Below are 25482 nucleotides of genomic sequence, written 5' to 3'. Positions count from 1 at the left end.
CGGCGGGGTGCGGGACATGCTCAAATTGGCGGTAGTGGCGCTGCTCGGCGCTGTGTCTGCAGTGGGCGCAGCCGAAGCGCTGAACACCCTGACCGATCCAAAACCCGAATTGCGCGCGGCGCTCGCCATCACGCCGCAGGCTGCGGCCCACGCCCAGCCCGCCTCCATCGCCAAGGGCGACGATGGTCACTATTGGGCCGAGGCGGACGTCAACGGCTCGCGCGTGCGCTTCCTCGTCGACACCGGCGCCAGCGCTGTCGCCCTGACCCTGGCCGACGCCCGGCGCCTGGGGATCGCCACCGACAAGCTCGACTACAACTACAAGGTCGTTACCGCCTCTGGGGAGACCCGCGCCGCCGCCGTCACCCTCGGCCGCGTCTCGGTCGCCGGCGCAGCGCTCAACGATGTGCAGGCCTTGGTCATCGAGAGCGGGCTGGAAAGCTCGCTGCTCGGCATGACCTATCTAGGCCGCCTGGCCAGCTTCGAGGCCACGCGCTCGGCGCTCATCCTGCGCCCGTAGAACCTCGGCCAGGGCCGCGTCGATCACGGCCATCCCGGCGCCGGCCTTCACGCCCTCGACGGTCAGTATGCGGCGCCAGGCGCGCGCGCCGGGCATGCCATGAAACAGCCCCAGCATGTGCCGGGTGATAGCCGCCAGATGAGTGCCCGCCGCCAGCTCGCGCTCGACATAGGGCCTATAGAGCTCGACCGCTCGGAAGCTGTCGACGTCCTCGCCGGCCACCCCGAACACCCGCCGGTCGACTTCGCCCAGCAACGCCGGCGTGTGGTAGGCCGCGCGGCCAAGCATGACGCCGTCCACCGCGCCCAGGTGCTGTTCGGCCTCGTCGAGCGTCCCGATCCCGCCGTTGATCACGATGGTCAGCTCTGGCCGCTCGCGCTTCAGCCGGTGCACCAGGGGATAGTCGAGCGGCGGAACGTCGCGATTTTCCTTCGGCGACAGACCCTTCAGCCAAGCCTTGCGGGCGTGGACGACAAAGGTGGACACCCCGGCCTGGGCGCATAGATCGACCAGGCGGAACAGGCTTTCCTCGGGATCCTGGTCGTCGACGCCGATCCGGCACTTCACCGTCACCGGGACCTTCACCGCCGCACCCATGGCCGACATGCACTCGGCCACCAGTTCGGGCTCGCGCATCAGGCAGGCGCCGAAGCGGCCGCTCTGCACTCGGTCGGAGGGGCATCCGACGTTGAGGTTGATCTCGTCATATCCCTCTGCCTCGCCGATCTTCGCGGCGGCGACCAGATCGGCCGGTTCCGACCCGCCTAGTTGCAGCGCCACCGGATGCTCGGCTGGGTCATAGGCCAGCAGCCGCTCCCGATCGCCGTGCAGCACCGCGCCCGTGGTCAGCATCTCAGTGTAGAGCAGCGCCCGCGCCGAAAGCGTGCGGTGCAAACCCCGGCAATGCCGGTCCGTCCAGTCCATCATAGGCGCAACGGACAGCCTATACGGTTGAAATTTCGTCGATTTCTTCATGAAACCTGAGAGATTAGGCGGGCCGCCGAGCGCGCGGTTCTACGCCAATCCACGACGGAATTCGCCCCCTTTCGCTAACTCACCGCACCGGTTTCGCACTCGAAAGGACTTCAGGGAAGCTTTCCGCCCGATGCGCGGCCCGATTGATCCGGCGCAAAGCCCATGAGTTCCGGGCGCCTAGGCTAAGGGAGACGACGAAGGAGGTCTCCATGCGCAGGCTGGAGGGAAAGGTCGCAGTGATCACCGGAGGCGCCCTGGGCTTAGGACGCGCCACCGCGTTGCGAATGGCCGAGGAAGGCGCAGCGATCGCAGTCTGCGACCTACGGCTCGACGAGGCCAACGTGTTTGTCGACGAGCTTATCGTGCGGGGCCTTCAGGCGTCAGCGTGGCGATTGGATGTTTCGCACGAAGCCGAGTTCCAGAGGGTGCTTGGCGAGGCCGCCGCGCGGTTTGGCCAGATCGACATCCTCGTAAACAACGCGGGCGTCGCAGGAGCCGATAAGCCGACCGATGAGCTGACCGAAGCCGAGTGGGACGCGGTCCAGGCCGTAAACGTCAAGGGCGTGTTCTTCGGCGTCAAGCATGTGATCCCCCACATGCGCCACGCAGGCGGCGGCAGCATCATCAACCTCAGCTCGATCTACGGCCTGGTCAGCGCTCCTGACGTGCCGCCGTATCACGCCTCGAAGGGGGCGGTGCGCATGATGACCAAGACGGACGCCCTGCTTTATGCGCCTGAGAAGATCCGCGTGAACTCCATCCACCCAGGCTTCATCTGGACGCCGATGGTGGAGGGCTATCTCAAAGCCCACGGCGACGTGGCGGAGGGCCGCCTAGCGGTCGGCGCGCTACATCCACTCGGTCACATGGGCGAGCCAGACGACATCGCCTGGGGTTGCGTCTACCTCGCCTCGGACGAAGCCAAGTTCGTCACAGGCGCGGAGCTGGTGATCGATGGCGGCTACACGGCGCGGTGAGAAGCATCATGACTGCGTTTCTCAACGCTCTCATCCGCGCGGTTCTGGTGTGGCTCCTGCTCATGGCGGCCGAGAGCCTGCAGGGCGCCGCGCGCCGCCTGCTGCTTTCCCCGGCCCTGGAGCAAGCGCTTCGGCAGATCTCGGTGCTTGTCGGCGTCCTCGTCATCGCCGCGATCACCTGGGCGCTCCTGCCGTGGATGCGGATCCGCACGACGGGCCAGGCGCTGGCCACGGGAGCCATGTGGGCTTTGCTCACCCTCGCCTTCGAATTCGGCCTCGGCGGGATCATGGGCCGGAACTGGAGCCAAATGTTGGTCGACTACGATTTGAACCAAGGCGGCCTGATGCCGATCGGACTGCTGGCGATGGCCCTGGTCCCATGGGCGGTTTGGCGACTGCAGTCCCGGACCCGGCGCGCCTCGACCAAGCCCGATCGCAGACTCCGGAAATCGCCGTGAAGCACGCCGTCATCCTCGCTCATCCTTCGCACAAAAGCCTCAACGCCGCGATCGCCCAAACCTATCGCGCCGCAGCCGAAGAATTGGGTCATCGGGTCGATGTCCGCGATCTCTACGCCATTCGCTTCGATCCTTGCCTGAAGGCCGCCGAGATCCCCGGGCCCAAGGCGCCCGTGTTCCGCGCCGATGTGCTTCGCGAGCGTGCGCGCTTGGCGGATATCGACGTGTTCGCCTTCGTCTATCCGCTCTGGTTCAACGCACCGCCCGCGATTCTGAAGGGCTATGTTGACCGGATTTTCGGCATGGGATTTGGCTTTGAACCTGGGCTGGGCGGTAACCAGCCGTCCCTCACGGGACGCAAGCTGATCAGTTTCACGACGTCCGGCGCTCCCGACCGCTGGGTCCGTGACACCGGCGCGATGACGGCCTTGAGCCAGCTGTTCGACAATCACTTGGCCGGAACCTGCGGCCTGACCGTCATCGACCATATTCACTTCGGCGGCATTGTTTCGGACATCACCGAAGAGTCCGCGGCGGATGTATTCGCCAAAGTCCGAGCCGCCGCCGCTCGGCATTTCGGAGTTCCGACCGCCTGATCGGACTGCGGGCGGACCGCCTCGTTTACGGCGCGTCTGGCGTCAGGACGGCGGCGCCGACGAAGGCGCCGGCCCGCAGGTCGTTCAGCGCCTGGTTCGCATCGGCGAGTGGGTAAAGAACCGTGCGCGGCCGAACGCCCGCAGCGGCGGCACGCGGCAAGTAGTCTCTCGCGTCTTCCCGCGTGAGGTTGGCGACCGAGAGCAGACGTCGCTCCCCCCAAAGCAATGCGTACTCGAAACGCGGAATATCGCTCATGTGTATCCCGCCGCATACGACCGCCCCGCCCTTACGCACCGCCGCCAGGGCGATGGGCGCCAAGTCGCCGACAGGGGCGAAGATTATGGCTGCGTCGAGGGGGACGGGCGCCCGTTCGCTCGAGCCACCAGCCCAGGCGCACCCCAATTCCCTCGCCAAAGCCTGCGCCTGTTCATCGTCGTCTCGGGTGAAGGCGTATACCGCCTGCCCCTCATAGATTGCGAGTTGAGCCAGCAGGTGCGCGGCGGCGCCGAACCCATAGAGGCCGAGATGGCGAACGGCCTCCCCCGCGCAGGCGGCCCGCCAAGCCCTAAAGCCGATCAGTCCGGCGCACAGAAGCGGAGCGGCGTCAGTATCGCTGAGCTCTGCGGGTATCCGGCAGCAAAAGTCGGCCCGGGCGATCACGCGGTCAGCATAACCTCCATCGCGGCTCCAGCCCGTGAACTCGGCCGCATCGCAGAGGTTTTCCCGTCCCTCGCGACAATACCGGCAGACGCCGCACGTCCCCGCCAACCAGCACACGCCGAGGCGATCCCCAAGGCCGACTTCCGTCACGCCTGACCCGACGGCCTCGACGACGCCGACGATTTCGTGGCCAGGGCTGACCGAGCTCCGCATCGGTGCGAGATCGCCATCGACGACATGGAGGTCTGTACGACACACGCCGCACGCCCGAACTCGAAGCCGCACCTCGCCTGGGCCGGGCGCCGGATCGGGGCATGTCTCAGCCACCAAAGGATGTCGTACCTGCCGTAGTCGCATGGCGTACATGTCAATTCGCCTCCGGACCGGTCCCGCCCTTTTCACGCGTAAAGCCGTCGCCGGCATTGCGCGGGGTCAAGGCCGCAGCGTTCCAGCGGCGCAAGACGTTCTCGTTTCCGACGGTCGGCTTCGAAGCGATCGCCGCTGCGCTCGGCGTCCGTGGGTATTGACCTCGCTCAATGCCGGCCTCTTGCGCCGAGCCGAGAGTGTCGCTCTCGACAGAATCCTGGAGCGCGCCATGTACTACTTCGCCAAAACGGTCGCCGGCGACTTCGACGCTGTCGTCGCCGCAACACGGAGCGCACTGGCCGCCGAGGGTTTCGGCGTGATCAGTGAGATCGACATCCAGGCCACGCTGAAGGCCAAGCTCGGCGCAGACTTCCGCCCCTATCTCATTCTTGGCGCATGCAATCCCGCGATGGCCCACCAGGCGCTGCAGCTCGAGGATAAGGTCGGGACGATGTTGCCATGCAACGTCGTGGTCCAGCTGCTGCCCAGCGGCGATGCGGAGGTGGCGGCCGTCGACCCGGTCGCCTCGATGAGCGCAGTCGACAATCCCCGACTGCGTGAGGTGGCCGCCGCCGTCGCCGGCAAGCTTCAGGCCGTGATCGCGAAGCTCTGAACCGTCGCCGCGGACCACTAGTGCGACAGAAGCAGCGGCGTCGGTACGTCGTGCAGGAGCTGGCGGCTGACGCCTCCCAGCACCATCTCTTGCAACCTCGGATGGCCGTAGAGGCCGGCGATCAGGAGGTCGATATCGAGCTCGGCCATCTGTCGTTCGATGACGTCCGCCGCGTGCTCGTCCTTGCTGTTGTCGATGATGAGGTTCGGGCGCACGCCGTGTCGCTCCAGCAAACGCTGCAGCATGCCGTCAGGCCCCCCTTCGCCTGAAGGAGAGACCACCAGAACATGAACCTCGTCAGCGCCTTGGATGAACGGCCAGCCGTCACGAAGCGCGCGTGCGGCTTCGCGCGATCCGTTCCAGGCGATCAGCACGCGTTTGCCCGCTGGCGGGGCGTAGTCGTCAGCGGGGGTCACCAGCACTGGTCCGCCGCTCGCCATCGCCACATGCGCGGCTGCTATCTTCTTCTGCCCCATGTGGACCGGCATGATGCTCGGCATGATCACCAGATCGGCCCTGCGGACGCAGGCGATAAACGCATCGGGATAGTCGCCGCTGACCTTCATGAAGTCGCTTTCGACGCCCGCCGCTGAAGCGGCGTCTTTCAACATTTGCCTGGCGATCTGGCTGGCCTCCTCGACGCCTTTGGCGTGGTCTTTCAAGATCCCGTCGATGTCGCTGGCGGGAAGACCGAAGAGAGATTCGCCAGAGCCGAACTGCAGTATGAACTCGCAGGTGAGAAAGACGCCCGTCAGATGGGCTTTCCAACGTTGGGCAAGGTCGGCTCCAAATTTGGCGCGGTAGCGCCCGGCCGGCGTGGAATCCATCAGGACGAGGATATCGCGGTAATCCATATGCGCCTCCATGGAGACAGCATAGCGCGCCGCCGAGACTCAGGTTTGACGCAGGTCAACCGCCAGTTCGGCCGTTCACGCAGGTCATCAATTGATCGCGCGCAAAGCAAGTCTGGCGCCCTTAGTCATCCTCCGGCCTCACACCCTGAGGAGATGATCATGTCGCTTCGCTTGACCCTCGTCGTGGCAGCGCTGCCGTTCTGTTTGGTTGGCCACGCCCTCGCCGACGCCCCAAAACCCGCAGCTGGCGCGCAGGCCGAGATCAATAGCTTGGATGCGAAGGCCCAGGCTGCTCTGCAGCGGGCCCGCGATAGCGCACAAGCTTCGTTGAACGCCGCGAACGCGGCGGTCGACAAGGCTGAAAAGGCGGCTCAACAGATGAGCAAGGAAGCGGCGATGGCTTCGCGCGACGCCGCGCAGAAGGCCGCCGCTGCTGCGGAGACGGCCGCCAAGGAGGGCCGTGCGGCCTTCCAGGAGGCCTCATCTGAGAACCGCAAGGCGTTTGAGCAGTCGTCGCTATCGGCGAAGGCCGCGGCCAAGCAGGCGACCGACGCCCTCAACACCGTGATCGCAAACGACAAGACGGCTGCGAAGGCCGCGTTGGAGGCCGCTCGAGTGCAAGCAAAGCAAGCCGCCGCCGAAGCCAAGAAGGCGCTTGATGCAGCAGAAGCGGCGTTGCGCCCGCCTCCGCCCTCCAAAGGCTGACCGACGACCGCCGCGACGCGCATTGCAAGAACCAATGGGCTTCGTTGGCGGTTGAAAGGACGTTCCCGTTTAATCCTCCGTAGCGAGACTTGGGATGGCGCCTTCAACACACACTACACCCGTCGCGCCGGAAACAGTCGGGGGACTTGACCCTCGCGCCGTGTGCCTGGAGATCCTGGACGAAAATCGCGTGATGTCGATTGGGACAGTCCGGAGCGACGGCTGGCCGCACGTGACGATGGTCAACTATCTCCGACTGGGTCACGCGCTGTACTTTGTGATCTCGCGCGACAGTCAGAAGTTTGCGAACATCGACCGCGACCATCGCGTGTCCATCGCTTTGGGCGGCAATCAAAACGCCCGTGGTCTCTCGATCGCCGCGCGCGCGATGGAAGTTCGGGACGACGAACGTATCAAGCAGCTGAATCGCGCCACGCAGGCGCGATCCAAGTCCGCAGCCTTTACGCCTCACCCAAGCTCGCCGCTTGTCGCGATCATGGAAGCCAGGCCGGAAATCATTTCCTTAGTCGACTACGCGACGCCCCCAGGCGCGCAGCGATTGATGCGTGTGGTCGAGGACTGGCGCCTGGAACCCATAGCGTCTTGAGGCTTACGCCGGCCTCGTTCCCACGCCCGACGGGTTGATCGCGATCAAGGCTGCTCAGTGCGCGCCATGACGAAGATGAATGATAAAGGAGCTTCGTCACGTCGTTTCTCAGCATCACGAAGACAGGAGTGGCTGTCGGAGCCGCGGTGGGAGGCTGGCACGCCCTTTGGGTACTTCTGGTCCTGCTCGGCATGGGCCAGGGATTTTTGGACTACATCTTGAAACTGCACTTCATCGACCTGCCGCTCCGGGTCACGGCCTTCGATTGGCCCACCGCCGGCGCCCTTGTCGGGGTGACAGTCCTGCTCGGCTTTGTCGCGCGCGCCCTGTTCGCGTTGGTTTGGAACGGCCTGAACGCCCGCCGCGGGGCCCGCTAGGCCGATTGGGGTGCGTCCCAGGCGATTTGACTTTCCCGGTGAGATGAAACCCGGCCGTAGGCTGCATGCCCAAATCCGCGCCGATAGTCCAAGAGGGTGACGCGCTCGATCGTGACGTGGAATAAGGCGATGTCGGCGCCGGCCGTTATGTACTGCGCAATCTCGTCGAACTTCTTCATGAAGCACTCAGCGGCTACCTGGGCGGATTCGCCATCGAGTCGCGTTGCGCGTCCGGAAGTGGCCAAGCCGCGAATCTGAGACCAATCCGAGTAGGGCGCGGTGATGGTGATTGCGACCCGCGGATCGTGCGCGACGTTTCCTGCCTTTTGCGAGGATGGGTCGCAGCCGAAGTAGATCGAAAGGCCGCTCGATGCGTAGCTGACCACCACAGCGTGCGGGGAGCCGTCAGGCACCAGACTCGCGAGCGTCATGTCGCTGCACGCCTCAAGCAGATCCAGCACTTCGGCCGTCAACCTGTCGCTCATCGCTCGCTCCTTCGAGAGCAGGCTATCCAGCGCGGAGCGTTCCGAGATTGATCCGCGTCAACTCTGCGCGGCGGGGGCGGTGGTCAAATGGTTTTCATCAACTAGCCCGAAGCCAGGGAGCTGAAAATGACCGCCCAAACGCCTGCCAAGACCGCGCCCGCCGGGAGCCATCGATCTGCGATCAGCGTCCTTGCGCCTATCCAACGCGAGTTCGATCGCCTGTTCGACCGGCTCGGCGAAGGTTGGGGAGACACTCCACGGATGGATGTCCGAGACACCGATCAGGGCCTGGAGATCACGGTCGAGCTGCCAGGGATCGACCGCAATGACGTGAAGATCGCAGTCGAGGACGACGTTCTTACGATCAGCGGCGAGAAGAAGACCCAGAGCGAGACCCACCAGGCCGACTATCGCGTAAGCGAGCGCAGCTACGGCGCGTTCGCTCGCAGCATCGCACTGCCCAGCAGCGTCGCGGCGGACAAGATCGAGGCCTCTATGCGTGACGGCGTCCTGACCCTGAAAGCGCCCAGGAACGACCAGGCTAAGCCGCGGACAATCGAGATTCGGCCGTCCGCCTAGGGGAAATTTCCTATCGGTCTGGCCGGGGAGAACCGCCGATGACCACCGGACTTGCTGTGTTCGACACCACCGTTCAGGAAACCAACGCTTGGCTGAACCAGATAGAAGCGCGTCTGCCCCCATGCGGTAAGCAGGACGCCTATCAAGCGTTGCGCACGGTGCTGCAAGTGCTGCGCGACAAGCTTCCCCAGGATGCCGTGCTGGGATTGTCGGCCCAGCTGCCGATGCTCATGCGCGGCCTCTTCCTGGAGGGATGGAAGCCGCAATCCGCATTCGACATTCACGGCCTCGCGGACTTTGCACGACATGTGGGAGAGCGGCTTCCGAACGACTTTCCCCGACCTGCACAGGACGTCGTGGCGACGGTTTTCGAAGTCCTGCGAGAACAATTGGACCCGGGTGAAGTCCGCAAATTGACCCGAATGCTTCCAAAGGAATTCAGCTCGGTCTTGAGCCCGTGATCCCGACTCTCGACGGCATGGAGAATTGCAGATGAAAACCTCTGCGCAGCTGCTGTTCGTCCTCACCGATGGTGGACGCGCACGCTTTGTCAGAAAATCGGACACGACTGGCCACTTCGAGACGATCGACGAACTCAAGGGCCTCAGGGATCTGGACAGCGTGCGCGAAAAGGTCCGCTCGCGCACGCTTGCCCGGACGCAATCCAGCGCGACGCCTCGACGCTCCGCGATCGGGCGCGAGGACACGGTTCGCGCGGCCAAGGAGTCCTTTCTTGATCGCGTCGCCGAACGAGCCGCCGCGACGTGCCGTCGCGAAAATTTCTCTGGAATCTTCATCGCCGCGCCAGCGCGCCTGATCGGCCCGCTTGAGGCGCGCCTTCGCGACAAGGCCTCGCTCGCTGGAACGCTTGGTAAGGATCTCACCAAAACACCGATCGAGCGTCTTGACCAATGGATCGGCGACGTCCCCGCCGCCAGACTATCTCCGCGCTAGCGCGTCGGTCCGGGCGCCTCGCCAGATAGAGCCGCTGAGCCGCGTGCGCGGCGCTAGGAGGCCGTCGCGAGGCGGCCTCCTCATACCCCGGCTGTCACTGAATGGTCTGGCGATTGACCACCGCCTCTCGTTGGGCCTGCCGGGAACGTCAATCGCACGACCAGCCCCGACCGCTTCGAAATGAACTCCAGTTCGCCCCCAAGCTGCTTGCTGAGCGCACGCATCAATCTCAAGCCGAGCCCACCGCCGGAGCGCGGATCCAGCCCGTCCCTCAAGCCTGGGCCTTCATCAGCGATCTCGACGACCATCGACGCCCCGTCCTGGCGGCCGAGCACCTGTATTCGTCCTGCGCCGCCGTCCCTATAGGCATACTTGACGGCGTTCGTGACGGCCTCGGACACGATCTGGGTGACGGGAAGCACCTTGTCGGGCGTCACACGACAATCAGCTGCGCATTCGACCCCAATCTCCACACGGCCGGCCAGCAGGGCGGCGAGCGGCGTGCAGGTCGCCTGCAAGTGGTGGGCAAGGTCTGCGGTGGCGTTGGCCCCCTGAGCGCTCAGCATGCGGTGCAGGCTGGCCACCGCATCGGTCTGCGTCCTGATGGTCTCCAGCAGCAGGTGCACGGCTTCGGGGGTGACGCTTTCGCGGTCGACCTCTATCTCCTTCAGCCGCACGAAGGCAGCCAGCATGGCCAAGTGATTGGCGATGCGATGATCAGCTTCTCGCCACAGCCTGCAATCGTCGCACGAGGTTGGTTGTTCCGTCATCGCCAACTCGTCGGTGAGCCGAAGGGTTCAATCACCTCCGCCCCTGAGAATAGATCCCGCGGCGCGTCGGGTTTTGACTTCGGTCAAGTCACCCGCCTGGCCCGGCCTCTGTGCTCATCGCTCCGGCCAGGGGGCGTGAAGCGCCTTGTCCAGAACGCGCCCGAGCTCGGCGTCCGATAGGTCGTAGATATCTTCAGCAAGGGCTCCGACGACAACCAGAAGGGGTTCAAGCCCGTCCCGCAGGGTGTCAAGTTCATCTCCAGGCGCGACGACGACGAGCCCTTCCAGGTGGTGCTCGGCCACGATGTGGCGGGCCTGCCGCGCCAGCTGCTCGGCCGCCGTCTCCGGCCCCGCTCGCGCGCACGTCGCGTACCGGCCATCTGACGCCGGCAGCACCAGCCGCCATCGCCCCTTGGAGGCGATCAGGAACAGCACCTTGTGAATTTGCGACACAGCCGCCCCCGTTACTTGGTCGGGAGCGAGGCGCCGCGCCCGCCTCCGGTCTGCATTTCACCAAGCGCCGAGCGCATATGCTCGATCAGCGCAGCCCTTGCCGCGTCGGAACGCGCGCCTTCCAGCATGGCGTCGAACTGCAGAAGCAGCGCTGCGCGTTCATTGTGCCAATCCAGCGCGGCGACGGCCGCCGCCGGCAAGCGCGGCTGCTGCCCTGCCTCGCTGCTCGCAGACTCTCCCCGCAAGACGAAACTTTCATCCAGATCGGGGATGACAAGAGACTGCGGATCAAGGCCGGCCGCCGCCAAACGCGAGTTCAGGCCCTGCAGGGCGTCGGGCTCGCCATGGGCTAGAAAGGTCGTGCCCTTCACAGGGCCGCGGGCTTTCACCCAGCCGACCAGGCCATCGGCGTCGGCGTGCGCCGAATATATGTCTAGCGACCGGATCCGGGCCTGGACCCGAACATCCTCTCCCTCGATCCGCACGCGCGCGGCGCCTTCCTGGAGAAATCTCCCGAGGGTGCCGACGGCCTGATATCCCGCAAGCAGCACGGTCGCCTGCTTGCGCCACAGGAGACGCTTAAGATGCTTGCGCACCCGCCCCGCGTCGCACATGCCGCTCGCGGCGAGGATGATGTGCCAGCCCGCTAGCCGATCGAGGCGGTCGCTCTCGCCAGGCGCGCGAAGGAACTTGAGCCTGTCGCGGGCGTAGAGGCCTTCGAATGGATTGACCCCGGTCGACCTGTTCCACCCGCGGTGACGAAACACCTCCGTCGCTTCGATCGCCAACGGCGAGTCCAAGAAGATGTCGGCCTCGGGCGCTTGGCCATCCTTCATGATCGTCAGGATGTCGGCGAGGAGCTCCTGCGAGCGCTCGACGGCGAACGCCGGGATCAGCAGAGGCCCGCCGGCGGCATGAGCCGCGGCCAGTTCTTCGGCCAGGATGCGACGCCGTTCGGCAGGATCGATCATCGGCCGGCGGCGGTCTCCGTAGGTGGACTCCACGATCAGATGATCCACGCCGGTCGGGCCTTCCGGGTCTGGGGAATAGTCACGTCCCCCCGGCCCGAGGTCTCCAGAAAACAGCATCGACACCGGCCCTTCGGCGGTCTCGACCTTCAGTTCGATGGAGGCCGAACCCAGTATATGCCCCGCCTCCCAGTAGGTCGCGCTGACCCCGGGCATGATCGGGGTCTCCTCGCCCAGCTTCACTCGCTCAAAGAGTTCGAGCGTCCTCACCGCGTCGCGCTCGGTATAGATCGGCTCGACCGGCGGCCGGCCGCGTCGCTGGTTGCGGCGATTGAGATGCCGCACCTCGCTCTCCTGGATGCCCCCGGCGTCCGGCAACATCACTGCGCAGAGGTCGCGGGTGCCCGCCGTCGCATAGATGGGCCCCTCGAAGCCGGCCTTCATCAGCTTGGGAAGCAGCCCCGAATGATCAATATGCGCATGGGTCAGCAGAACCGCGTCGATCCTCGCGGCGTCGAATGGAAATGCGTCGTAGTTGAGGGCCTTCAGGGTCTTGGATCCTTGAAACATCCCGCAATCGACGAGCAATCTGTCGGCGCCCGTTTCAATAAGCGCGCAGAAGCCGGTCACGCACCCGGCCGCTCCGTGGAACGTCAGCTTGATCCCTTGAGATCCTGGCGTGTCCTTGTTCACGAAACTTCCCCCATTGTTGGCCCCTAGACGCGACCAGTCCGGCGCAGCAAGCCCAGGCCCACAAGCGCTATGGCCACGCCAGCCAACACAGCGACAACCCCGGGCCGACGAGCAGCTTCCTTTCGGACCTTGGCCTTGAGATCGCGAGAGCGCGCGGCTGCATCCTCGACGAACTCTTCGGCGGCATGAGCAAGGCCGACGGCGCCAGCCGAGGCGGCTTCGCCGGCTTCTTCCACGAAGCGCCCTGCGGCGGCTCGAAGGTCCTGCCCAGCGTCCTGCAGAATGCCTTCTGCAGCGTGCGCGAGCTGTTGAGACTTGGTTCTGGTCATCGTCTGCTCCTATCGCAGCAGAACGCCACGATGGGGACGTCACGGTCTTGACCTCGATCAAACGGGCCGCCGATCGCGGCCGCGCCGCTAGCCTCCGTAAATCTACTTAAGCGACGATCCTTAAGCACCGATCACGAATATCGCCGTTCGCTCACCACCCCTAACGATCTGCATATCGACAGGGAGACCGACGATGTCCGAGCAGGCGTTCAATGAGCTTCCTTCTTCGCGATGCATGGATGCCTTCGGCCCCATCGGCGTGCGCATGCATTTCGCCGCCGAGGAAGAGATTTACGCTCAGGAAGAAGACGCCGACCTGATCTATCAGGTGCTGGAAGGCGCCGTCCGAACGAGCCGCCTGCTAAGCGATGGCCGAAGGCAGATCGGCGACTTCTATTATCCCGGCGAGTTGTTCGGGATGGAACCCGGGGACAAGCACAGCTTTTCGGCCGACGCCTTGGGTGATTGCACCATATTGGCGGCCAAGCGTTCGGCGGTCCGCCACTGCGGCGACCAGCGCGAAAGGTTGGAAGACTTGATCTGGAAGGCCACCACGCAGGAACTCGCCCGCACTCAGGAGCATCTTTTTGTTCTGGGCCGCAGGGGCGCCTGCGAAAAGGTCGCAAGCTTCCTGATGAGCGCCGCCAAGCGGGCGAGATCTGACCTTACGCCGCTGGCGATGAGCCGACAGGATATCGCCGACTACCTTGGTCTGACCATCGAAACAGTCTCTCGAACCCTCACCCAGCTTCAGTCCGACGGACTCGTAAGGTTCGCCGGCTACAGGAACTTCCAGGTCGTTCGACCAGCAGGGCTTTCGCGTCTGGTGGCCGCCTAGCCGAAGAGAAGGTTCCATGACTTTCAAGAGCCTTCTGTGTCACGTGCCGCCGCAAAACGACCTCGCCGAGCACGTGCGCTGCGCAGCCAACTTGGCCGACGAATTTGAAGCGACCGTCATCGGCCTTGGATCCGCGGTCGCCCCGCCCTTCGCCCTCCGATCGGGCGGCGCCTACGCCGCGGTCGACAGTCAGTGGCTTTCCATCCTGCGCGAACAGCACGACACGGCGATGGAGGCGGCCCGCCAGGTGTTCGAAGCGGCGACGGGCGATCGCCCAAGGGTCTGGCGAACAGGTTGGGCTGAGCCGAACTTCGCCCTGACCGCAGCCGCGCGCGGGGCGGACCTGATTGTTGTTCGCCGTCCCGGCTCCAGCCGCCCAGACCCTTACACCGAAGTCGACGTCGGCCCCCTGGTGATTAAAGCTGGACGCCCGGTCTTGGTCTGCCCGTCCAGCGGCAGCCATCTTGGCAACGCGCCGGTCATCGTGGCCTGGAAGGATACACGTGAGGCGCGTCGCGCGCTCGCGGACGCGCTTCCGCTTATACAGCGGGCCCGCGACGTTCTGATCTTGGAGTGCTCATCCGAGACCGATCCCGGACCGGCGACGGCCAGGACTGAAGACGTCGCGCGCGCGTTGGCCCGCCACAATGTCACCGCGCGGACGGAAGTCCTAAGCCCGCCAAGCGGTACCGGAGAAGCGATATTGACGCGCGCTTCCCAACTGGGGGCGGAAATCATCGTGGCGGGCGGCTACGGTCACACCCGCCTGGGCGAGTGGGCCTTTGAGCGCGACGCGGCGCCGGGCATTGAGCGCGATCAATCCGAGCGGGGCCGCCGATTGACTCAGATCACACGCCGCCCTGGTCGACTGCCGCATCCTCGCGGAATGCAATCTCGATAGGTGCAAAATGACTGCTTCCATTACCGATCAAGACCTTCGCGGGGCCGTCGAAGAGGAATTGGAACACGAACCCGGCGTCGACGCCGCGTCGATCGGCGTCGCCGCCCATTCGGGCGTGGTGACCCTCAGCGGCCACGTCCCATCACTCGATCACAAAAGGCTGGCGGAAGCGCGAGCCCAGCGGGTCAGAGGCGTGCGGGCCGTGGTGCTTGAACTGGACGTACGGGTGCCGGAGGCGGAGACGCAATCCGATGAGGCGATCGCCAAACGAGCCTCCGAAGCCCTGGCGTGGCACGCCGCGCCCAGATTGCGAAATGTGAAGGTGACCGTCAGCGAGGGGACCATCACTCTCAGGGGCCAGGTCGACTGGCAACATGAGCGCCAGACGGCCGAAAGGCTCGTCGGCCAGCTCGCGGGCGTCAAGGGCGTGAACAACGAACTGCGCCTCGATCCAAAAATGGCGGCCGAAGATGTGGGCAAGGTCATAGCCCGCGCTCTGCACCGAAACGCAGAGGTCGAGCGATCGCGCATTCACATCAAGGTCGACGGCTCGAAGGTCATTCTAAGCGGCACGGCACATACCTGGCACGAGCAACACATGGCCGAGCAGGCGGCATGGTCGACCACCGGGGTCACCGAAGTCGAGAACAACATCGAGATCGGCGCCTGAAGCGGAGGCCGCCTGGCCGGTGTTCCAACGCCGGTCAGGCGAATTGGACGGCCCCCAGCAACATCGAAATGCGACCATCCGCCCAGAGCGGCAGCAAGAGCCGTCCATACCCATGAGGATCGCCACGCTCGTAGTATGTCGGGGCGGCGCCTTCGCGTGCGGCGGCGCACTGCGCGCTCAGGAATTCGAACGGCGTGACCGGGGACGCCTCGTCGAGAAACAGGCCCATCCAGCCGTCGCACTTGAGGTCGTCGCCGATGAGATCGAAACGAAATCGCTCCGGACGGGCGAAGACGCCGACCAGAAAGAGACGACCCGCCAGATCCGGCAGATCGGCGAGATTTACATCATCGGCAAACGGCATTTCGGCGCTGCCGCGCAGCAGGCCCCGCCAATAGGCCAGCACGCGCGCCAGATCGGGCGTAAGGTCGGACGGGACAGCAAAGGGGGAATGGGTCTTCATCGGAGCTTGAACCGCCATCGGCTTGGGTCGGCGTACTTTGCGCGAGCGGCGCTGCCCGACCTTGATCTCGATCAAGCCCTCCTGCGCCCCGATGATCGAGGCTGGCCGGGCCAATTGAGGACCTGCCGATGCCGTTCGTCGTCACGCTGACCATGAATCCCGCCGTCGACCTCAGCGCCTCGACCGCCCGGGTCGAACCCATCCACAAACTGCGTTGCCGGTCGTCCCGCCGTGATCCTGGCGGCGGCGGCGTCAACGTGGCCCGGGTCATTCACCGCTTCGGCCTCCCAACGCTCGCCGTCTATCCCGCCGGAGGCCTTGTCGGACAACTGCTCAATCATTTGATGGCGGGCGAACTCGTCCGCACGCATCCGATCGCGATCACCGACGAGACACGGGAAGACTTCACGGTGTTAGATGAGGGCTCCGGCGAACAGTATCGGTTCGTCCTTCCCGGCCCGCGCCTTCGAGGGCCCGAGTGGATGGAATGCCTCAGCGCCGTGGCGAATTTGGGCGAGCGCCCCGACATCGTTTGCGCCAGCGGCAGCCTGCCCCCCGGCGTGCCTGACGATTTCTACGCGCGCCTCGCGGAGGTGGCCGCCAATCACGGCGCGCGCTTCGTTCTCGACACCTCTGGCGTCCCCTTGCGCGAGGCGCTCGCAACGAAGGTCGATCTCATCAAACCCAATCTGCGGGAACTACGTGAAATCTCCGGCGAGGCGCTCGACAGCGAGCGCGCGCTGATCGCCACGTGCCGCAGGCTCATAGAGCATCGCCGCGTCGCGGCTGTCGCCGTCACGCTCGGCGCAGACGGGGCCATGCTCGTGACCGGAAACGGCGCTTGGCGAGCTGCGGCGCTGCCCGTCCATCCGGTGAGCTCGGTCGGCGCTGGCGACAGCTTCCTTGGCGCGATGGTATGGGCCATGGCCACCGGCCGATCGGACCTGGAGGCTTTCCGCTTCGGCATCGCCGGCGGAGCCGCCGCGGTGCGCGCTTCCGGCACGGAACTTTGCCATCCCAAGGACGTCCACCGTCTTGTGAGCGAGGTGGAGATCATGGACGCGGAGCTTCCGGGACCGACGAGGTGAGCGCAGGAAAGGCGAGCAGCGGCGCCAATGCCGGGAGCGCCGGCCTGCTCGTATATCGCCGGCGCCTTGACGGCCCCCAAGTCCTCTTGGTGCATCCCGGCGGGCCATTCTGGCGCGGGAAAGAGCTCCGCGCCTGGTCGTTTCCAAAGGGCCGTATCAGGCAATGGGAACAGCCGTTGGCGGCCGCCAGACGCGAGTTCGGGGAGGAGACCGGCCTAGAAGTCGATGGCCCCTTCCTCCCGCTCTCGCCGGTCAGGCGCTCAGGCGGCGGCCTGACGTTCTGCTGGATGACCGAGGCCGATCTCGATTTGAGCAAGGCTCGCAGCAATACCTTTGAGCTCATGGATCGCCGGGGAGCGCCGCGCTCGCTGCCTGAGATCGACGCCTACGAGTATTGCGACGCCGAGCTCGCGCTGGCGCGGATCCACAAAAGTCTGCTGCCAGTCCTGGATGAGGCGTTGAGACACCTAGGCGTCGGGCCCGGCCGACCGGTCAGTGGGACATGAAGAGGGGAACGCTCGGTTCGACGAGGAGGCTCTGGGTAGCGCCGCCCAGCACGAATTCCCGGACCCGGGAGTGGCCGAAAGCTCCCATGACCAAAAGGTCAGCGCCGGTCGCCACGGCATTGTCGTTGATCACGCGGCCGATGTCGGGATTGGTCTTCATGACCTCTTGAGGCACCGCAGCAACGCCGCAGGCCGCAAGATGTCGGATCAGTTCGCCAAGGGCGCCCTTCGCTACCGAGGGCTTGTCGCCGGTCACGGCGAGGACAGACACTTCCTCGGCGCGACGCAGCAGCGGCATGGCGTCGGCGACCGCGCGCGCGGCGGCCCGTCCACCGTCCCAAGCCACGACGATCCGTTCGAAACGCGGGTGGGCGGGCATGCGTTGGCCGTGCGCGAACAGCACCACCGGTCGACCGGAACCGAAGATGAGCGCTTCGGCAAGTCCGCCCGGGACCGTCGCGAACGCCTCGATGGGCAGGATCGTCAGGCTGCGCGTGCGGGCCATCTGGACGAGACGATCTATCATTGTGTGAAGTTCAGCGGGGATGATCTTGGTCGTCGCCGTCAGACCAAAGCTTTCTGCGGCGCTCTGGAAGCCCTTCATCACCGACTGCGCATTGCGTAGGCTCTTGGCCTCTTCGTCTCGCGCCACATCGGAGAGGTGCATGAGCATCTCAGCCAGCTGATTGCTCTTGAGGGGTATCTTAATGTGGCCTGCCACCGCGCAGGCGGAGGCTCCGAGGGCGGCCGTCACGCGCGCCGCCTCGCTGATCACATCTGGCGGGGTTGGATCGGGGTAACTGCTAAAGCAGACCAACAGATCATCGTACGCCACGGCATAGCCCCTTCACGATATGCCGCCCAATCTCGGCAATAGCCGAAGCCATGCGGCTCTGTCGGCGACAATGGGTGGTCGCACGAGGACGGGCCTTGATCAGGGTCAATTGAGGGCGTGCGCCTGCGTTTGAGCGCGACTAGCTCAACAGATGCCGCAACCCTGCGGCCGCGCGTTCTTGAGGCGCGAAACACTGGCGAGGTCTCGACGCTGAAGGGCTACCTGGGCGTCGCTGGCGCGGCCGGATTATGCATCCTTGCGGCGCACTCCCGGTGCATCTTCTCGATTTCGGCCGCGGTCATCGGCTTGCCGTTCTGCCAAGTCATCGGACCCATCCTGTCGTGTCCATGGCTGTGGCCGTGCGGCGGCTGTCCCACCATGTGCCGCCCCATCAGGGCGCTGCACATTTCGGGCGTTGGCGTTGGGTCCGGCCGCTCGGCCTTCGGGGGCGCAGCTTGAGGCGCGCGATCCGTCTGGGCGAAAGCCGGCCCAGCGAGAAGCAAAGCGGAAACGAGAATAACGACCTTGCGCATGGCGACTCCTCCAAATCCGAGCACATTCGTGCCATGGCGGAGTCGGGGAGCTGTTGCGCAGGATCAAAGTGCTCAAGAGAGACATGACGGCCAACCCGCGAGGGACTGGCCGCCACTGCCGTGCCTACTTCGACGGGCTGGTGTCGGGCGTGTTGGCGGTGGTCGCCCCGCCGTCGGCGTTGCCCGCTTGCTGCTCGATCCGGTCGGCTTCGGCGTTGAGCGCCTTTTCCTGGGCCTCGTTAGGCGTCGCCGCGGCCTGCGCCTCGAGGGCGTCGGCCTTCTGCTCGGCCACCTTGTCCTGCGGACTGTTGCAGGCGCTCACCAGCAGCGCGGCGGCCCCGGCGGCGATGATCGTGAGATTGCGCATTCTAGTCTTCTCCATGTTCCAAGCCCGTAGAGAAACCGCGTCGGCGAAAAAGGTTCACCGTGATGTGATCCCGGGCGGACAACAGCCGCCTACGGCACCCCCGCACCTCGCCCGCATCAGCGAAGCTTCGTTCGTTCGGCCGCAGCGAACTCACGGCCGGGACGAGCATGGCGGTGCGTCGAACTCGCCCGCATTAACAAACGAGGTATCGGATTGCGCCTGTGACCTGTAACTGCGGCTGAGCCTCGGGGTCGTGGCGTCCGGATCTTCTACAAGGAATACGAATGGCGGCTGCGTCCTTGCCCGTTAACTCCACGCCCGTCGCACGACGCGCGGAGGTCTGGACAACCATCGGCCTCGTCGCGGCGCTGATGTTCTTCCTGATCAGCGGTGCGGTCGCGTTCTTCAACGTCCAGATGCTGCGCGACAACAACGAGCAGGTGGTGCGCACCCACACCGTCATCATGTCGTTCAGCCGGCTGCTCTTGGCGTTGCAGGACGCCGAGACTGGCCAGCGCGGCTTCGTCATGACCGGCGACGAGCGGTATCTCGACCCTTACAACGACGCCGTCGCGGCCATTCCCCCACGCCTGGAAGCCATCGCGGACGAAGCGCGGGACAATCCCGTCCAGCAAAGCCGGGTCGGCTCGCTGCGCCGGAACGTCGACGCCAAGCTCTTGGAGCTGGAACAGACGATCGCCCTGCGGCGCAGCGAGGGCCGCGACGCAGCCGCCGCCGTGGTCGAAGCGGGCCGCGGCAAGGCGGTCATGGACGCCATCCGCGCGCAGCTCGACGCCATGCAGCAGGAGGAGATCCGTCAGCGGTCGATGCGGCTTGCCGAAATGGAAGCCGCCTATCGCACCGCCTGGATCAGCAGCATCCTGTCGTGCGTGCTCGGGCTAGTCCTGACGCTGGTGGTCGGCATGCTGGTCCGGCGCGCGACCAAGGCCCGGGCACGAGAAGACTGGCAGCGGACCGGCCAGGCCGGCGCCGCCACCGCCATGCTGGGCGACCTGTCCCTGACCGAACTCGGCGACGGGGTGCTCGACTTCTATGCCCGCTACGTCGGGGCCCAGGCCGGCGCCATCTTCGCCGGCGACGACGGCGACTATCGGCTGGCCGCCAAGTTCGGCGTTCCGCCCGACGCGGCGATAACCGAGCGGTTCGCCGCGCGCGAGGGCCTCCTCGGGCGCGTCGTCGACACCGGCGCGGCGGTCCTGGTCCGCGACGTTCCGGACGGCTACCTGACCATCGGCTCGGCCCTGGGCCGATCGAAGCCTGCGCACCTGCTGATCGTGCCGCTGCTGGCCGAGGGAGCCGTAGCCGGCGTCATGGAGCTGGGCTTCCTCAATCCCGTGGACCCGCAGGTCCTGGAACTGCTCGAAAAGGCGGCCCCGGCGATCGGGGTGGCCATGCGCTCGGCCCAGTACCGCAGCGAACTCCGCGCCCTGCTCGCCGAGACCCAGAGACAGGCCGAAGAACTGCAGGTGCAGAGCGAGGAGCTCCGCGTGTCCAACGAGGAGCTCGAGGAACAGGGCCGAGCCCTGAAGGAATCGCAGGTCCGGCTCGAGCAGCAGCAGGTCGAGCTCGAGCAGACCAACACCCAGCTCGAAGAGCAGGCCCAACAGCTGGAGACGCAGCGGGACGACCTCGCCCAGTTCAACGCCACGGTCGAGCTCAAGGCGCGTGAACTGGAACAGGCCAGCCGCTACAAATCCGACTTCCTGGCCAACATGTCCCACGAGCTGCGCACGCCGCTCAACTCGCTGCTGATCCTTTCGAAGCTGCTCGGCGACAATCCCGACGGCAACCTCACCGAGGAACAAGTCAAGTTCGCGCGGACCATACAGTCGTCCGGCGACGACCTGCTGACGCTGATCAACGACATCCTCGACCTGTCCAAGATCGAAGCCGGCCACCTGCAGATCCGCCCCGAGCCCATGGCGCTGGCGAGCCTGGCCGCCGGTCTGGACCAGCTGTTCAGTCCGATCGCCGCCGAGCGGGGCCTCGCCTTCGAGATCGACGTCGACGCCGGTGGTCCGGCCAGCCTGGAGACCGACCGCCAACGGCTCGAGCAAATCCTCAAGAACCTGCTGTCGAACGCCTTCAAGTTCACCGAGGCCGGCGCCGTCAGCCTGACGATCGCGCCGGTCGACGACGACCGGGTGGCGTTCTCGGTGACCGACACCGGGATCGGCATCGCCAAGGACCAGCAGGCCAGCATCTTCCAGGCCTTCCACCAGGCGGACGGCACCATCAGCCGCAGGTACGGCGGCACGGGCCTCGGACTATCGATCTCGACCGAGCTGGCCAGGCTGCTGGGCGGCACGATCTCGGTGACCAGCACTGAAGGACAAGGCAGCACCTTCACGCTGGTGGTCCCCGTCGCCTACGATCCGTCCCTGGTCGCGCCGCGCCCGGCTCCGCCTGTGGCGAGCCCTGCCCCAGCGCCGGCGCCGGCGCCCCGCCCCGTCCCCTCGCAAGCCAGGCCGCAGCAGGCGCCCATCGACGACCGCGACGGACTGGTTCCGGGGCGGCGCAGCCTGCTGATCATCGAGGACGACGGCCCGTTCGCCGCCATCGTCCGCGACCTGTCTCGTGATCTGGGCTTCCAGGCCCTGATCGCCCGCACCGCGGTGGAAGCGCTGGATCTCGCCAAGCGCTTCAAGCCTAGCGCCGTGGTGCTGGACGTCGGCCTGCCCGACCAATCTGGCCTGACGGTTCTGGACCAGCTCAAACGCGACGACGAGACTCGTCACATCCCGGTTCACGTGGTGTCCGCCTCCGACCACGCCCAGACCGCGCTGTCGCTCGGCGCCGTCGGTTACCTCGTCAAGCCGGTGAAGCGCGAGGAACTGGCGCAGGTTCTGCAGTCACTGGAAGCTCAGCTCACGCGGACGGTGCGCCGGGTGCTGATCGTCGAAGACGACGAGGTGCAGCGCGAGGCGGTGAGCCGCCTGCTCGCCGCGGGCGACGTCGAGACGGTCGGCGTCGGCACCGCCGCCGAATGCCTGGAGCGTCTCAAGCAGGAGACCTTCGACTGCATGGTTCTGGACCTGTCGCTGCCGGACGCGTCGGGCTTCGCCCTGCTGGAGACGCTGAGCAGCCAGGGCGGATCGTTCCCGCCGGTGATCGTCTATACGGGCCACGACCTGTCGCCCGATGACGAGCAGCAACTGCGCCGCTATTCGCACTCGATCATCATCAAGGGCGCCAAGTCGCCGGAGCGGCTGCTGGACGAGGTCTCGCTGTTCTTGCACCAGGTAGTGTCCAAGCTGCCGCCGGAGCAACGCAAGATGCTGCGCAAGGCGCGCAACCGCGACGCAGTGCTCGAAGGGCGCCGAATCCTGATCGTCGAGGACGATGTGCGGAACATCTACTCGCTCTCGAACATCCTCGAGCCGCGCGGCGCGGTCATCGAGATCGCCCGCAACGGCGAGGAAGCGATCGCCGCCCTCGAAGCGTCAAAGGACGGGCCGGGCGGCATCGACCTCGTGCTGATGGACGTCATGATGCCGGTGATGGATGGGCTGACCGCGACCCGGGAAATCCGGAAGAACCCGCGGTGGGCCAAGCTGCCGATCGTGGCGCTGACCGCCAAGGCGATGCCCGACGACCAGGAGCGCTGCGTGCAGGCCGGCGCGAGCGACTACATGGCCAAGCCGCTGGATGTCGACAAGCTGCTCTCGCTCGTCCGCGTCTGGATGCCGAGGTAGGCGTGACCCGAGTCGAGGACATCGAGATCGAGCTGCTGCTCGAGGCGCTCTACCGCCGGTACCACTACGACTTCCGGCACTATTCGCGCGCCTCCATCAAGCGCCGCCTGCGCCAGGCCCTGAAGCAGCTGGGATATCCCAGCTTTTCAGCTCTGCAGGACGGCGCGCTGCACGATCCTGCAGTGCTGCCGCAGCTGCTGGACTATCTGACCGTCCAGGTGAGCGAGATGTTCCGCGATCCGAGCTACTGGCGAGCGCTGCGCGAGAAGGTCATCCCGCATCTGCGCACCTATCCGTCGCTCAAGGTCTGGATCGCCGGCTGCAGCGGCGGCGAGGAGCTCTATTCCTTCGTCATCCTGTTCCGTGAGGAGGGTCTTGAGGCGCGGACGCTCTTTTATGCGACGGACATCAACCCAGAGGCGCTCGCGACCGCCTCGCGCGGCGTCTACAGCCTCGAGCGCATCAAGGCGTTCACCGCCAACCACCGGGAATCTGGCGGCAAGTCGTCGCTGTCAGACTACTACAGCGCCGACTACGGCAACGCCGTCCTCGACCAGTCGCTGCGTGATCGTGTGGTTTTCTCCGACCACAGCCTGGTCACCGATGCGGTGTTCGCCGAGATGCAGCTGATCTCCTGCCGCAACGTGCTGATCTACTTCGATCGGGAGTTCCAGGACCGCGCTACCGGCCTTTTTCGCGATGCGTTGACGCGCAAGGGCTTTCTCGGGCTGGGATCAAAGGAAAGCCTGCGGTTCTCGTCCCATGCCGACGCCTTTGCGCCGTTCGTGCCCGAAGAGAAGATCTATCAGAGGCGTGACGCATGATCCCGCAGGCTATCGTCATGGGCGCGTCGGCGGGCGCCGTGGAGGCGCTTTCGGCCATCCTGCCGGCGCTGCCGGAGGACTTCGCGCTGCCGGTCCTGATCGTGGTGCACGTTCCGCCGGCCCGCACGAACGCGCTGGTGCCGCTGTTCGAAGCCAAGTGCCGCCTGCCGGTGCGTGAAGCCGAAGACAAGGAACCGGTCGAGGGCGGAACGATCTACTTCGCCCCCGCCGACTATCACCTTCTGGTTGAGCAGGACCGCACGCTCGGGCTCTCGGACGACCCGCCCGTGCTGCATTCGCGCCCGTCGATCGACGTCCTTTTCGAGAGCGCCGCGGACGCGTACGGGCCAGGACTTGCGGGGGTGGTTCTGACCGGCGCCAGCTCCGACGGCGCGGCCGGCCTCAAGGCTGTCGCCGAGGCCGGCGGCGTGGCGTTTGTGGAAGACCCAGACCACGCCCATGTGGCGACCATGCCGCTCGCAGCGCTCAAGGCGTGCCCGTCCGCCCGATCGGCTAGGCTGGCCGAACTTGCATCCATTCTGATCGCCATGGGGAGCAGATAGCTCATGCAGCCCGTCAAGTTCCTGCTGGTCGACGACCTGGACGAGAACCTCATCTCGCTGGAAGCCCTGCTGCGGCGCGACGGGCTCGAGTGTCTCTCGGCCCGCTCAGGCGAGGAGGCGCTGGAGCTTCTTCTCGTCCACGACTTCGCCCTGGCCTTGGTCGATGTCCAGATGCCGCACATGGACGGCTTCCAACTCGCCGAATTCATGCGCGGCGCTGCGCGCGCGCGCCATGTCCCGATCATCTTCCTCACGGCGGGCAGCGCTGACGGACGGCGGCGCTTTCGCGGCTACGAGGCCGGGGCCGTCGATTTCATCCAGAAGCCCATCGAAGCCGACGTCCTGCGCAGCAAGGCCAACGTATTCTTCGAACTCCACCGCCAGCGCCAGCAGCTGGCCGAACAGCGCGATCAACTCCAGGCGCACGCCAAGGCGCTGGAGGCCATGGAGCAGCTGACGCGCCGCCAACTCGTTCACGAACAGGAGACGGCGCGGCTGCGCGAGCAATTCATTGCGGTGCTCGGTCACGACCTGCGCAATCCCCTCGCCTCGATCGGCGGCGCGGCTCGGCTGCTGCGCAAGGAGCCGCTGAGCGACAAGGGGCAGAACATCATCCGGCTCATGGAAGCGAGCACCGACCGTATGGCGGGCCTGATTGACGACGTCATGGATTTCGCAAGAGGGCGGCTTGGAGGCGGCATCGCCGTCGAACGCCAGGATCACGATCTCGAACCCATCCTACGCCAAGTCGTCGCGGAGCTCGAAACGAGCCATCCCGACCGCCTGATCGAGTGCGATTTTCACCTTCCGGCCCGAGCGGCGGTCGACCCGGGCCGGCTCAGCCAGCTGGTCTCGAACCTGCTGGCGAACGCCCTGGCCTATGGCGCCGAGCATTCGCCCGTTCGGCTGCGCGCGGCGATCGCCGGGGAGCAGCTGACGCTGTCAGTCGCCAACAGCGGCGAACCAATTCCGCCGGCGGTGATGAAGCGCCTCTTCCACCCCTTCGTGCGCGGCGAGGTTCAGCCGAGCCAGGGAGGGCTCGGGCTTGGTCTGCACATCGCTTCGGAAATCGCCAAGGCGCACGGCGGCCAGCTGAGCGCGTCCTCCTGTGGGCACGAGACCCGCTTCACGCTCGTCCTGCCACTGGCGGCGGACCGGGCGCCAAGCCTCGCCGGCTGAAGCGCATTCGCCTGCCGGAACCTTTGGTCCCCGCCTGCGTAAGCTCCACCAGCCCGGCT

The 25482-nt window shown here is 65.7% G+C and carries 31 protein-coding genes; 20 read left to right on the top strand and 11 right to left on the bottom strand.

Translation table 11 applies throughout. From position 1 onward, the window contains the following. Positions 1-16: 16 nt before the first annotated feature. Positions 17-520, top strand: a complete 504-nt coding sequence (locus GGQ61_RS00270; protein WP_183769375.1) for a TIGR02281 family clan AA aspartic protease — start codon at positions 17-19, stop codon at positions 518-520. Here the strand turns inward: GGQ61_RS00270 and dusA are convergent. Continuing rightward, entirely contained in the window at positions 464-1495 is a 1032-nt protein-coding gene (dusA, locus tag GGQ61_RS00265) for a tRNA dihydrouridine(20/20a) synthase DusA (protein WP_183769374.1), read from the bottom strand. The genes GGQ61_RS00270 and dusA overlap by 57 nt on opposite strands. A 209-nt stretch (positions 1496-1704) precedes the next feature. Here dusA and GGQ61_RS00260 point away from each other — a divergent pair, with 209 nt between their 5' ends. From GGQ61_RS00260 to GGQ61_RS00250, 3 genes are read left to right on the top strand one after another with little or no spacing between them, the layout of a single operon-like run. Beyond that, positions 1705-2472: an SDR family NAD(P)-dependent oxidoreductase gene (locus GGQ61_RS00260; protein WP_183769373.1), complete on the top strand. Its 768-nt coding sequence runs from the start codon at positions 1705-1707 to the stop codon at positions 2470-2472. Positions 2473-2480: 8 nt separating this feature from the next. Further along, positions 2481-2930 carry a hypothetical protein gene (locus GGQ61_RS00255; RefSeq protein ID WP_183769372.1) on the top strand — a complete coding sequence of 150 codons (450 nt, stop codon included), beginning with the start codon at positions 2481-2483 and terminating at the stop codon, positions 2928-2930. Next, complete coding sequence (locus tag GGQ61_RS00250) at positions 2927-3526, top strand: NAD(P)H-dependent oxidoreductase (protein ID WP_183769371.1); 600 nt, start codon at positions 2927-2929, stop codon at positions 3524-3526. The genes GGQ61_RS00255 and GGQ61_RS00250 overlap by 4 nt, the downstream gene beginning before the upstream one ends. Positions 3527-3551: 25 nt before the next feature. Here GGQ61_RS00250 and GGQ61_RS00245 read toward each other — a convergent pair whose 3' ends face one another. Further along, positions 3552-4553: a zinc-dependent alcohol dehydrogenase family protein gene (locus GGQ61_RS00245; RefSeq protein WP_183769370.1), complete on the bottom strand. Its 1002-nt coding sequence runs from the start codon at positions 4551-4553 to the stop codon at positions 3552-3554. A gap of 229 nt (positions 4554-4782) precedes the next feature. Between GGQ61_RS00245 and GGQ61_RS00240 the strand changes: the two genes are divergently transcribed. Beyond that, the gene (locus GGQ61_RS00240) at positions 4783-5166 is read left to right on the top strand and encodes a DUF302 domain-containing protein (protein WP_183769369.1); all 384 of its coding nucleotides are present in this window, start codon (positions 4783-4785) and stop codon (positions 5164-5166) included. Positions 5167-5183: 17 nt separating this feature from the next. Here GGQ61_RS00240 and GGQ61_RS00235 read toward each other — a convergent pair whose 3' ends face one another. Further along, entirely contained in the window at positions 5184-6020 is an 837-nt protein-coding gene (locus tag GGQ61_RS00235; protein ID WP_183769368.1) for a universal stress protein, read from the bottom strand. Between the two features lie 153 nt (positions 6021-6173). Between GGQ61_RS00235 and GGQ61_RS00230 the strand changes: the two genes are divergently transcribed. From GGQ61_RS00230 to GGQ61_RS00220, 3 genes are all read left to right on the top strand, one after another. Further along, positions 6174-6725: a hypothetical protein gene (locus GGQ61_RS00230; protein ID WP_183769367.1), complete on the top strand. Its 552-nt coding sequence runs from the start codon at positions 6174-6176 to the stop codon at positions 6723-6725. A 160-nt stretch (positions 6726-6885) separates the two neighbouring features. Continuing rightward, positions 6886-7332: a pyridoxamine 5'-phosphate oxidase family protein gene (locus GGQ61_RS00225; RefSeq protein ID WP_183769366.1), complete on the top strand. Its 447-nt coding sequence runs from the start codon at positions 6886-6888 to the stop codon at positions 7330-7332. A gap of 128 nt (positions 7333-7460) precedes the next feature. Continuing rightward, positions 7461-7709 (top strand): hypothetical protein, encoded by a 249-nt coding sequence (locus GGQ61_RS00220; protein ID WP_183769365.1) that lies wholly within the window; start codon positions 7461-7463, stop codon positions 7707-7709. On the opposite strand, the gene GGQ61_RS00215 is transcribed toward GGQ61_RS00220, so the two are convergent. Further along, complete coding sequence (locus GGQ61_RS00215) at positions 7706-8194, bottom strand: pyridoxamine 5'-phosphate oxidase family protein (RefSeq protein ID WP_183769364.1); 489 nt, start codon at positions 8192-8194, stop codon at positions 7706-7708. The two genes, GGQ61_RS00220 and GGQ61_RS00215, sit on opposite strands and share 4 nt — an antisense overlap. A gap of 126 nt (positions 8195-8320) precedes the next feature. On the opposite strand from GGQ61_RS00215, the gene GGQ61_RS00210 reads away from it, so the two are divergent. From GGQ61_RS00210 to GGQ61_RS00200, 3 genes are read left to right on the top strand one after another with little or no spacing between them, the layout of a single operon-like run. After that, entirely contained in the window at positions 8321-8773 is a 453-nt protein-coding gene (locus GGQ61_RS00210) for an Hsp20/alpha crystallin family protein (protein ID WP_183769363.1), read from the top strand. Between the two features lie 38 nt (positions 8774-8811). Continuing rightward, a complete protein-coding gene (locus GGQ61_RS00205; protein ID WP_183769362.1) occupies positions 8812-9234 on the top strand; it encodes a DUF2267 domain-containing protein in 423 nt (140 codons plus the stop codon). Between the two features lie 31 nt (positions 9235-9265). Further along, positions 9266-9727 (top strand): host attachment protein, encoded by a 462-nt coding sequence (locus GGQ61_RS00200; protein WP_183769361.1) that lies wholly within the window; start codon positions 9266-9268, stop codon positions 9725-9727. Positions 9728-9807: 80 nt separating this feature from the next. Here GGQ61_RS00200 and GGQ61_RS00195 read toward each other — a convergent pair whose 3' ends face one another. The 4 genes from GGQ61_RS00195 to GGQ61_RS00180 all read right to left on the bottom strand — a co-directional run bounded on the left by GGQ61_RS00195 (position 9808) and on the right by GGQ61_RS00180 (position 12940). After that, the gene (locus GGQ61_RS00195) at positions 9808-10497 is read right to left on the bottom strand and encodes a sensor histidine kinase (protein ID WP_183769360.1); all 690 of its coding nucleotides are present in this window, start codon (positions 10495-10497) and stop codon (positions 9808-9810) included. Between the two features lie 114 nt (positions 10498-10611). Then, the gene (locus GGQ61_RS00190; RefSeq protein ID WP_183769359.1) at positions 10612-10950 is read right to left on the bottom strand and encodes a hypothetical protein; all 339 of its coding nucleotides are present in this window, start codon (positions 10948-10950) and stop codon (positions 10612-10614) included. A gap of 11 nt (positions 10951-10961) precedes the next feature. Further along, the gene (locus GGQ61_RS00185; RefSeq protein ID WP_343056048.1) at positions 10962-12548 is read right to left on the bottom strand and encodes an MBL fold metallo-hydrolase; all 1587 of its coding nucleotides are present in this window, start codon (positions 12546-12548) and stop codon (positions 10962-10964) included. An 86-nt stretch (positions 12549-12634) separates the two neighbouring features. Next, positions 12635-12940 carry a hypothetical protein gene (locus GGQ61_RS00180; protein WP_183769358.1) on the bottom strand — a complete coding sequence of 102 codons (306 nt, stop codon included), beginning with the start codon at positions 12938-12940 and terminating at the stop codon, positions 12635-12637. Positions 12941-13133: 193 nt separating this feature from the next. On the opposite strand from GGQ61_RS00180, the gene GGQ61_RS00175 reads away from it, so the two are divergent. From GGQ61_RS00175 to GGQ61_RS00165, 3 genes are read left to right on the top strand one after another with little or no spacing between them, the layout of a single operon-like run. Further along, positions 13134-13778 carry a helix-turn-helix domain-containing protein gene (locus GGQ61_RS00175; protein ID WP_246370404.1) on the top strand — a complete coding sequence of 215 codons (645 nt, stop codon included), beginning with the start codon at positions 13134-13136 and terminating at the stop codon, positions 13776-13778. 16 nt (positions 13779-13794) lie between these two features. Next, positions 13795-14679: a universal stress protein gene (locus tag GGQ61_RS00170; RefSeq protein ID WP_183769357.1), complete on the top strand. Its 885-nt coding sequence runs from the start codon at positions 13795-13797 to the stop codon at positions 14677-14679. Between the two features lie 7 nt (positions 14680-14686). Beyond that, on the top strand, positions 14687-15349 hold the full coding sequence (locus tag GGQ61_RS00165; protein ID WP_183769356.1) for a BON domain-containing protein: 663 nt from the start codon (positions 14687-14689) through the stop codon (positions 15347-15349). 34 nt (positions 15350-15383) lie between these two features. Here the strand turns inward: GGQ61_RS00165 and GGQ61_RS00160 are convergent, their stop codons facing one another. Continuing rightward, positions 15384-15887 (bottom strand): PAS domain-containing protein, encoded by a 504-nt coding sequence (locus tag GGQ61_RS00160; RefSeq protein WP_183769355.1) that lies wholly within the window; start codon positions 15885-15887, stop codon positions 15384-15386. A gap of 53 nt (positions 15888-15940) precedes the next feature. Between GGQ61_RS00160 and GGQ61_RS00155 the strand changes: the two genes are divergently transcribed. Both GGQ61_RS00155 and GGQ61_RS00150 read left to right on the top strand, forming a co-directional pair. Then, the gene (locus GGQ61_RS00155; protein ID WP_183769354.1) at positions 15941-16900 is read left to right on the top strand and encodes a 1-phosphofructokinase family hexose kinase; all 960 of its coding nucleotides are present in this window, start codon (positions 15941-15943) and stop codon (positions 16898-16900) included. Next, a complete protein-coding gene (locus tag GGQ61_RS00150) occupies positions 16897-17406 on the top strand; it encodes an NUDIX domain-containing protein (protein ID WP_183769353.1) in 510 nt (169 codons plus the stop codon). Before GGQ61_RS00155 ends, GGQ61_RS00150 begins: the two co-directional genes overlap by 4 nt. On the opposite strand, the gene GGQ61_RS22570 is transcribed toward GGQ61_RS00150, so the two are convergent. Further along, a complete protein-coding gene (locus GGQ61_RS22570) occupies positions 17393-18241 on the bottom strand; it encodes a universal stress protein (RefSeq protein ID WP_183769352.1) in 849 nt (282 codons plus the stop codon). The two genes, GGQ61_RS00150 and GGQ61_RS22570, sit on opposite strands and share 14 nt — an antisense overlap. A gap of 657 nt (positions 18242-18898) precedes the next feature. Continuing rightward, positions 18899-19141 (bottom strand): hypothetical protein, encoded by a 243-nt coding sequence (locus tag GGQ61_RS00140; RefSeq protein WP_183769351.1) that lies wholly within the window; start codon positions 19139-19141, stop codon positions 18899-18901. 284 nt (positions 19142-19425) lie between these two features. Here GGQ61_RS00140 and GGQ61_RS00135 point away from each other — a divergent pair, with 284 nt between their 5' ends. From GGQ61_RS00135 to GGQ61_RS00120, 4 genes are read left to right on the top strand one after another with little or no spacing between them, the layout of a single operon-like run. Next, positions 19426-22857 (top strand): response regulator, encoded by a 3432-nt coding sequence (locus tag GGQ61_RS00135; protein ID WP_183769350.1) that lies wholly within the window; start codon positions 19426-19428, stop codon positions 22855-22857. Between the two features lie 2 nt (positions 22858-22859). Further along, positions 22860-23681, top strand: coding sequence for a CheR family methyltransferase (locus tag GGQ61_RS00130; RefSeq protein ID WP_343055957.1), 822 nt, complete (start codon positions 22860-22862; stop codon positions 23679-23681). Then, complete coding sequence (locus GGQ61_RS00125; protein WP_183769349.1) at positions 23678-24244, top strand: chemotaxis protein CheB; 567 nt, start codon at positions 23678-23680, stop codon at positions 24242-24244. The genes GGQ61_RS00130 and GGQ61_RS00125 overlap by 4 nt, the downstream gene beginning before the upstream one ends. 3 nt (positions 24245-24247) lie before the next feature. Further along, on the top strand, positions 24248-25423 hold the full coding sequence (locus tag GGQ61_RS00120) for a hybrid sensor histidine kinase/response regulator (protein ID WP_183769348.1): 1176 nt from the start codon (positions 24248-24250) through the stop codon (positions 25421-25423). Positions 25424-25482: the final 59 nt, after the last annotated feature.

It is taken from the genome of Phenylobacterium haematophilum (assembly GCF_014196295.1).
GTDB classification, from domain to species: domain Bacteria; phylum Pseudomonadota; class Alphaproteobacteria; order Caulobacterales; family Caulobacteraceae; genus Phenylobacterium; species Phenylobacterium haematophilum.
This window is presented reverse-complemented; position numbering and strand designations above follow the sequence as displayed.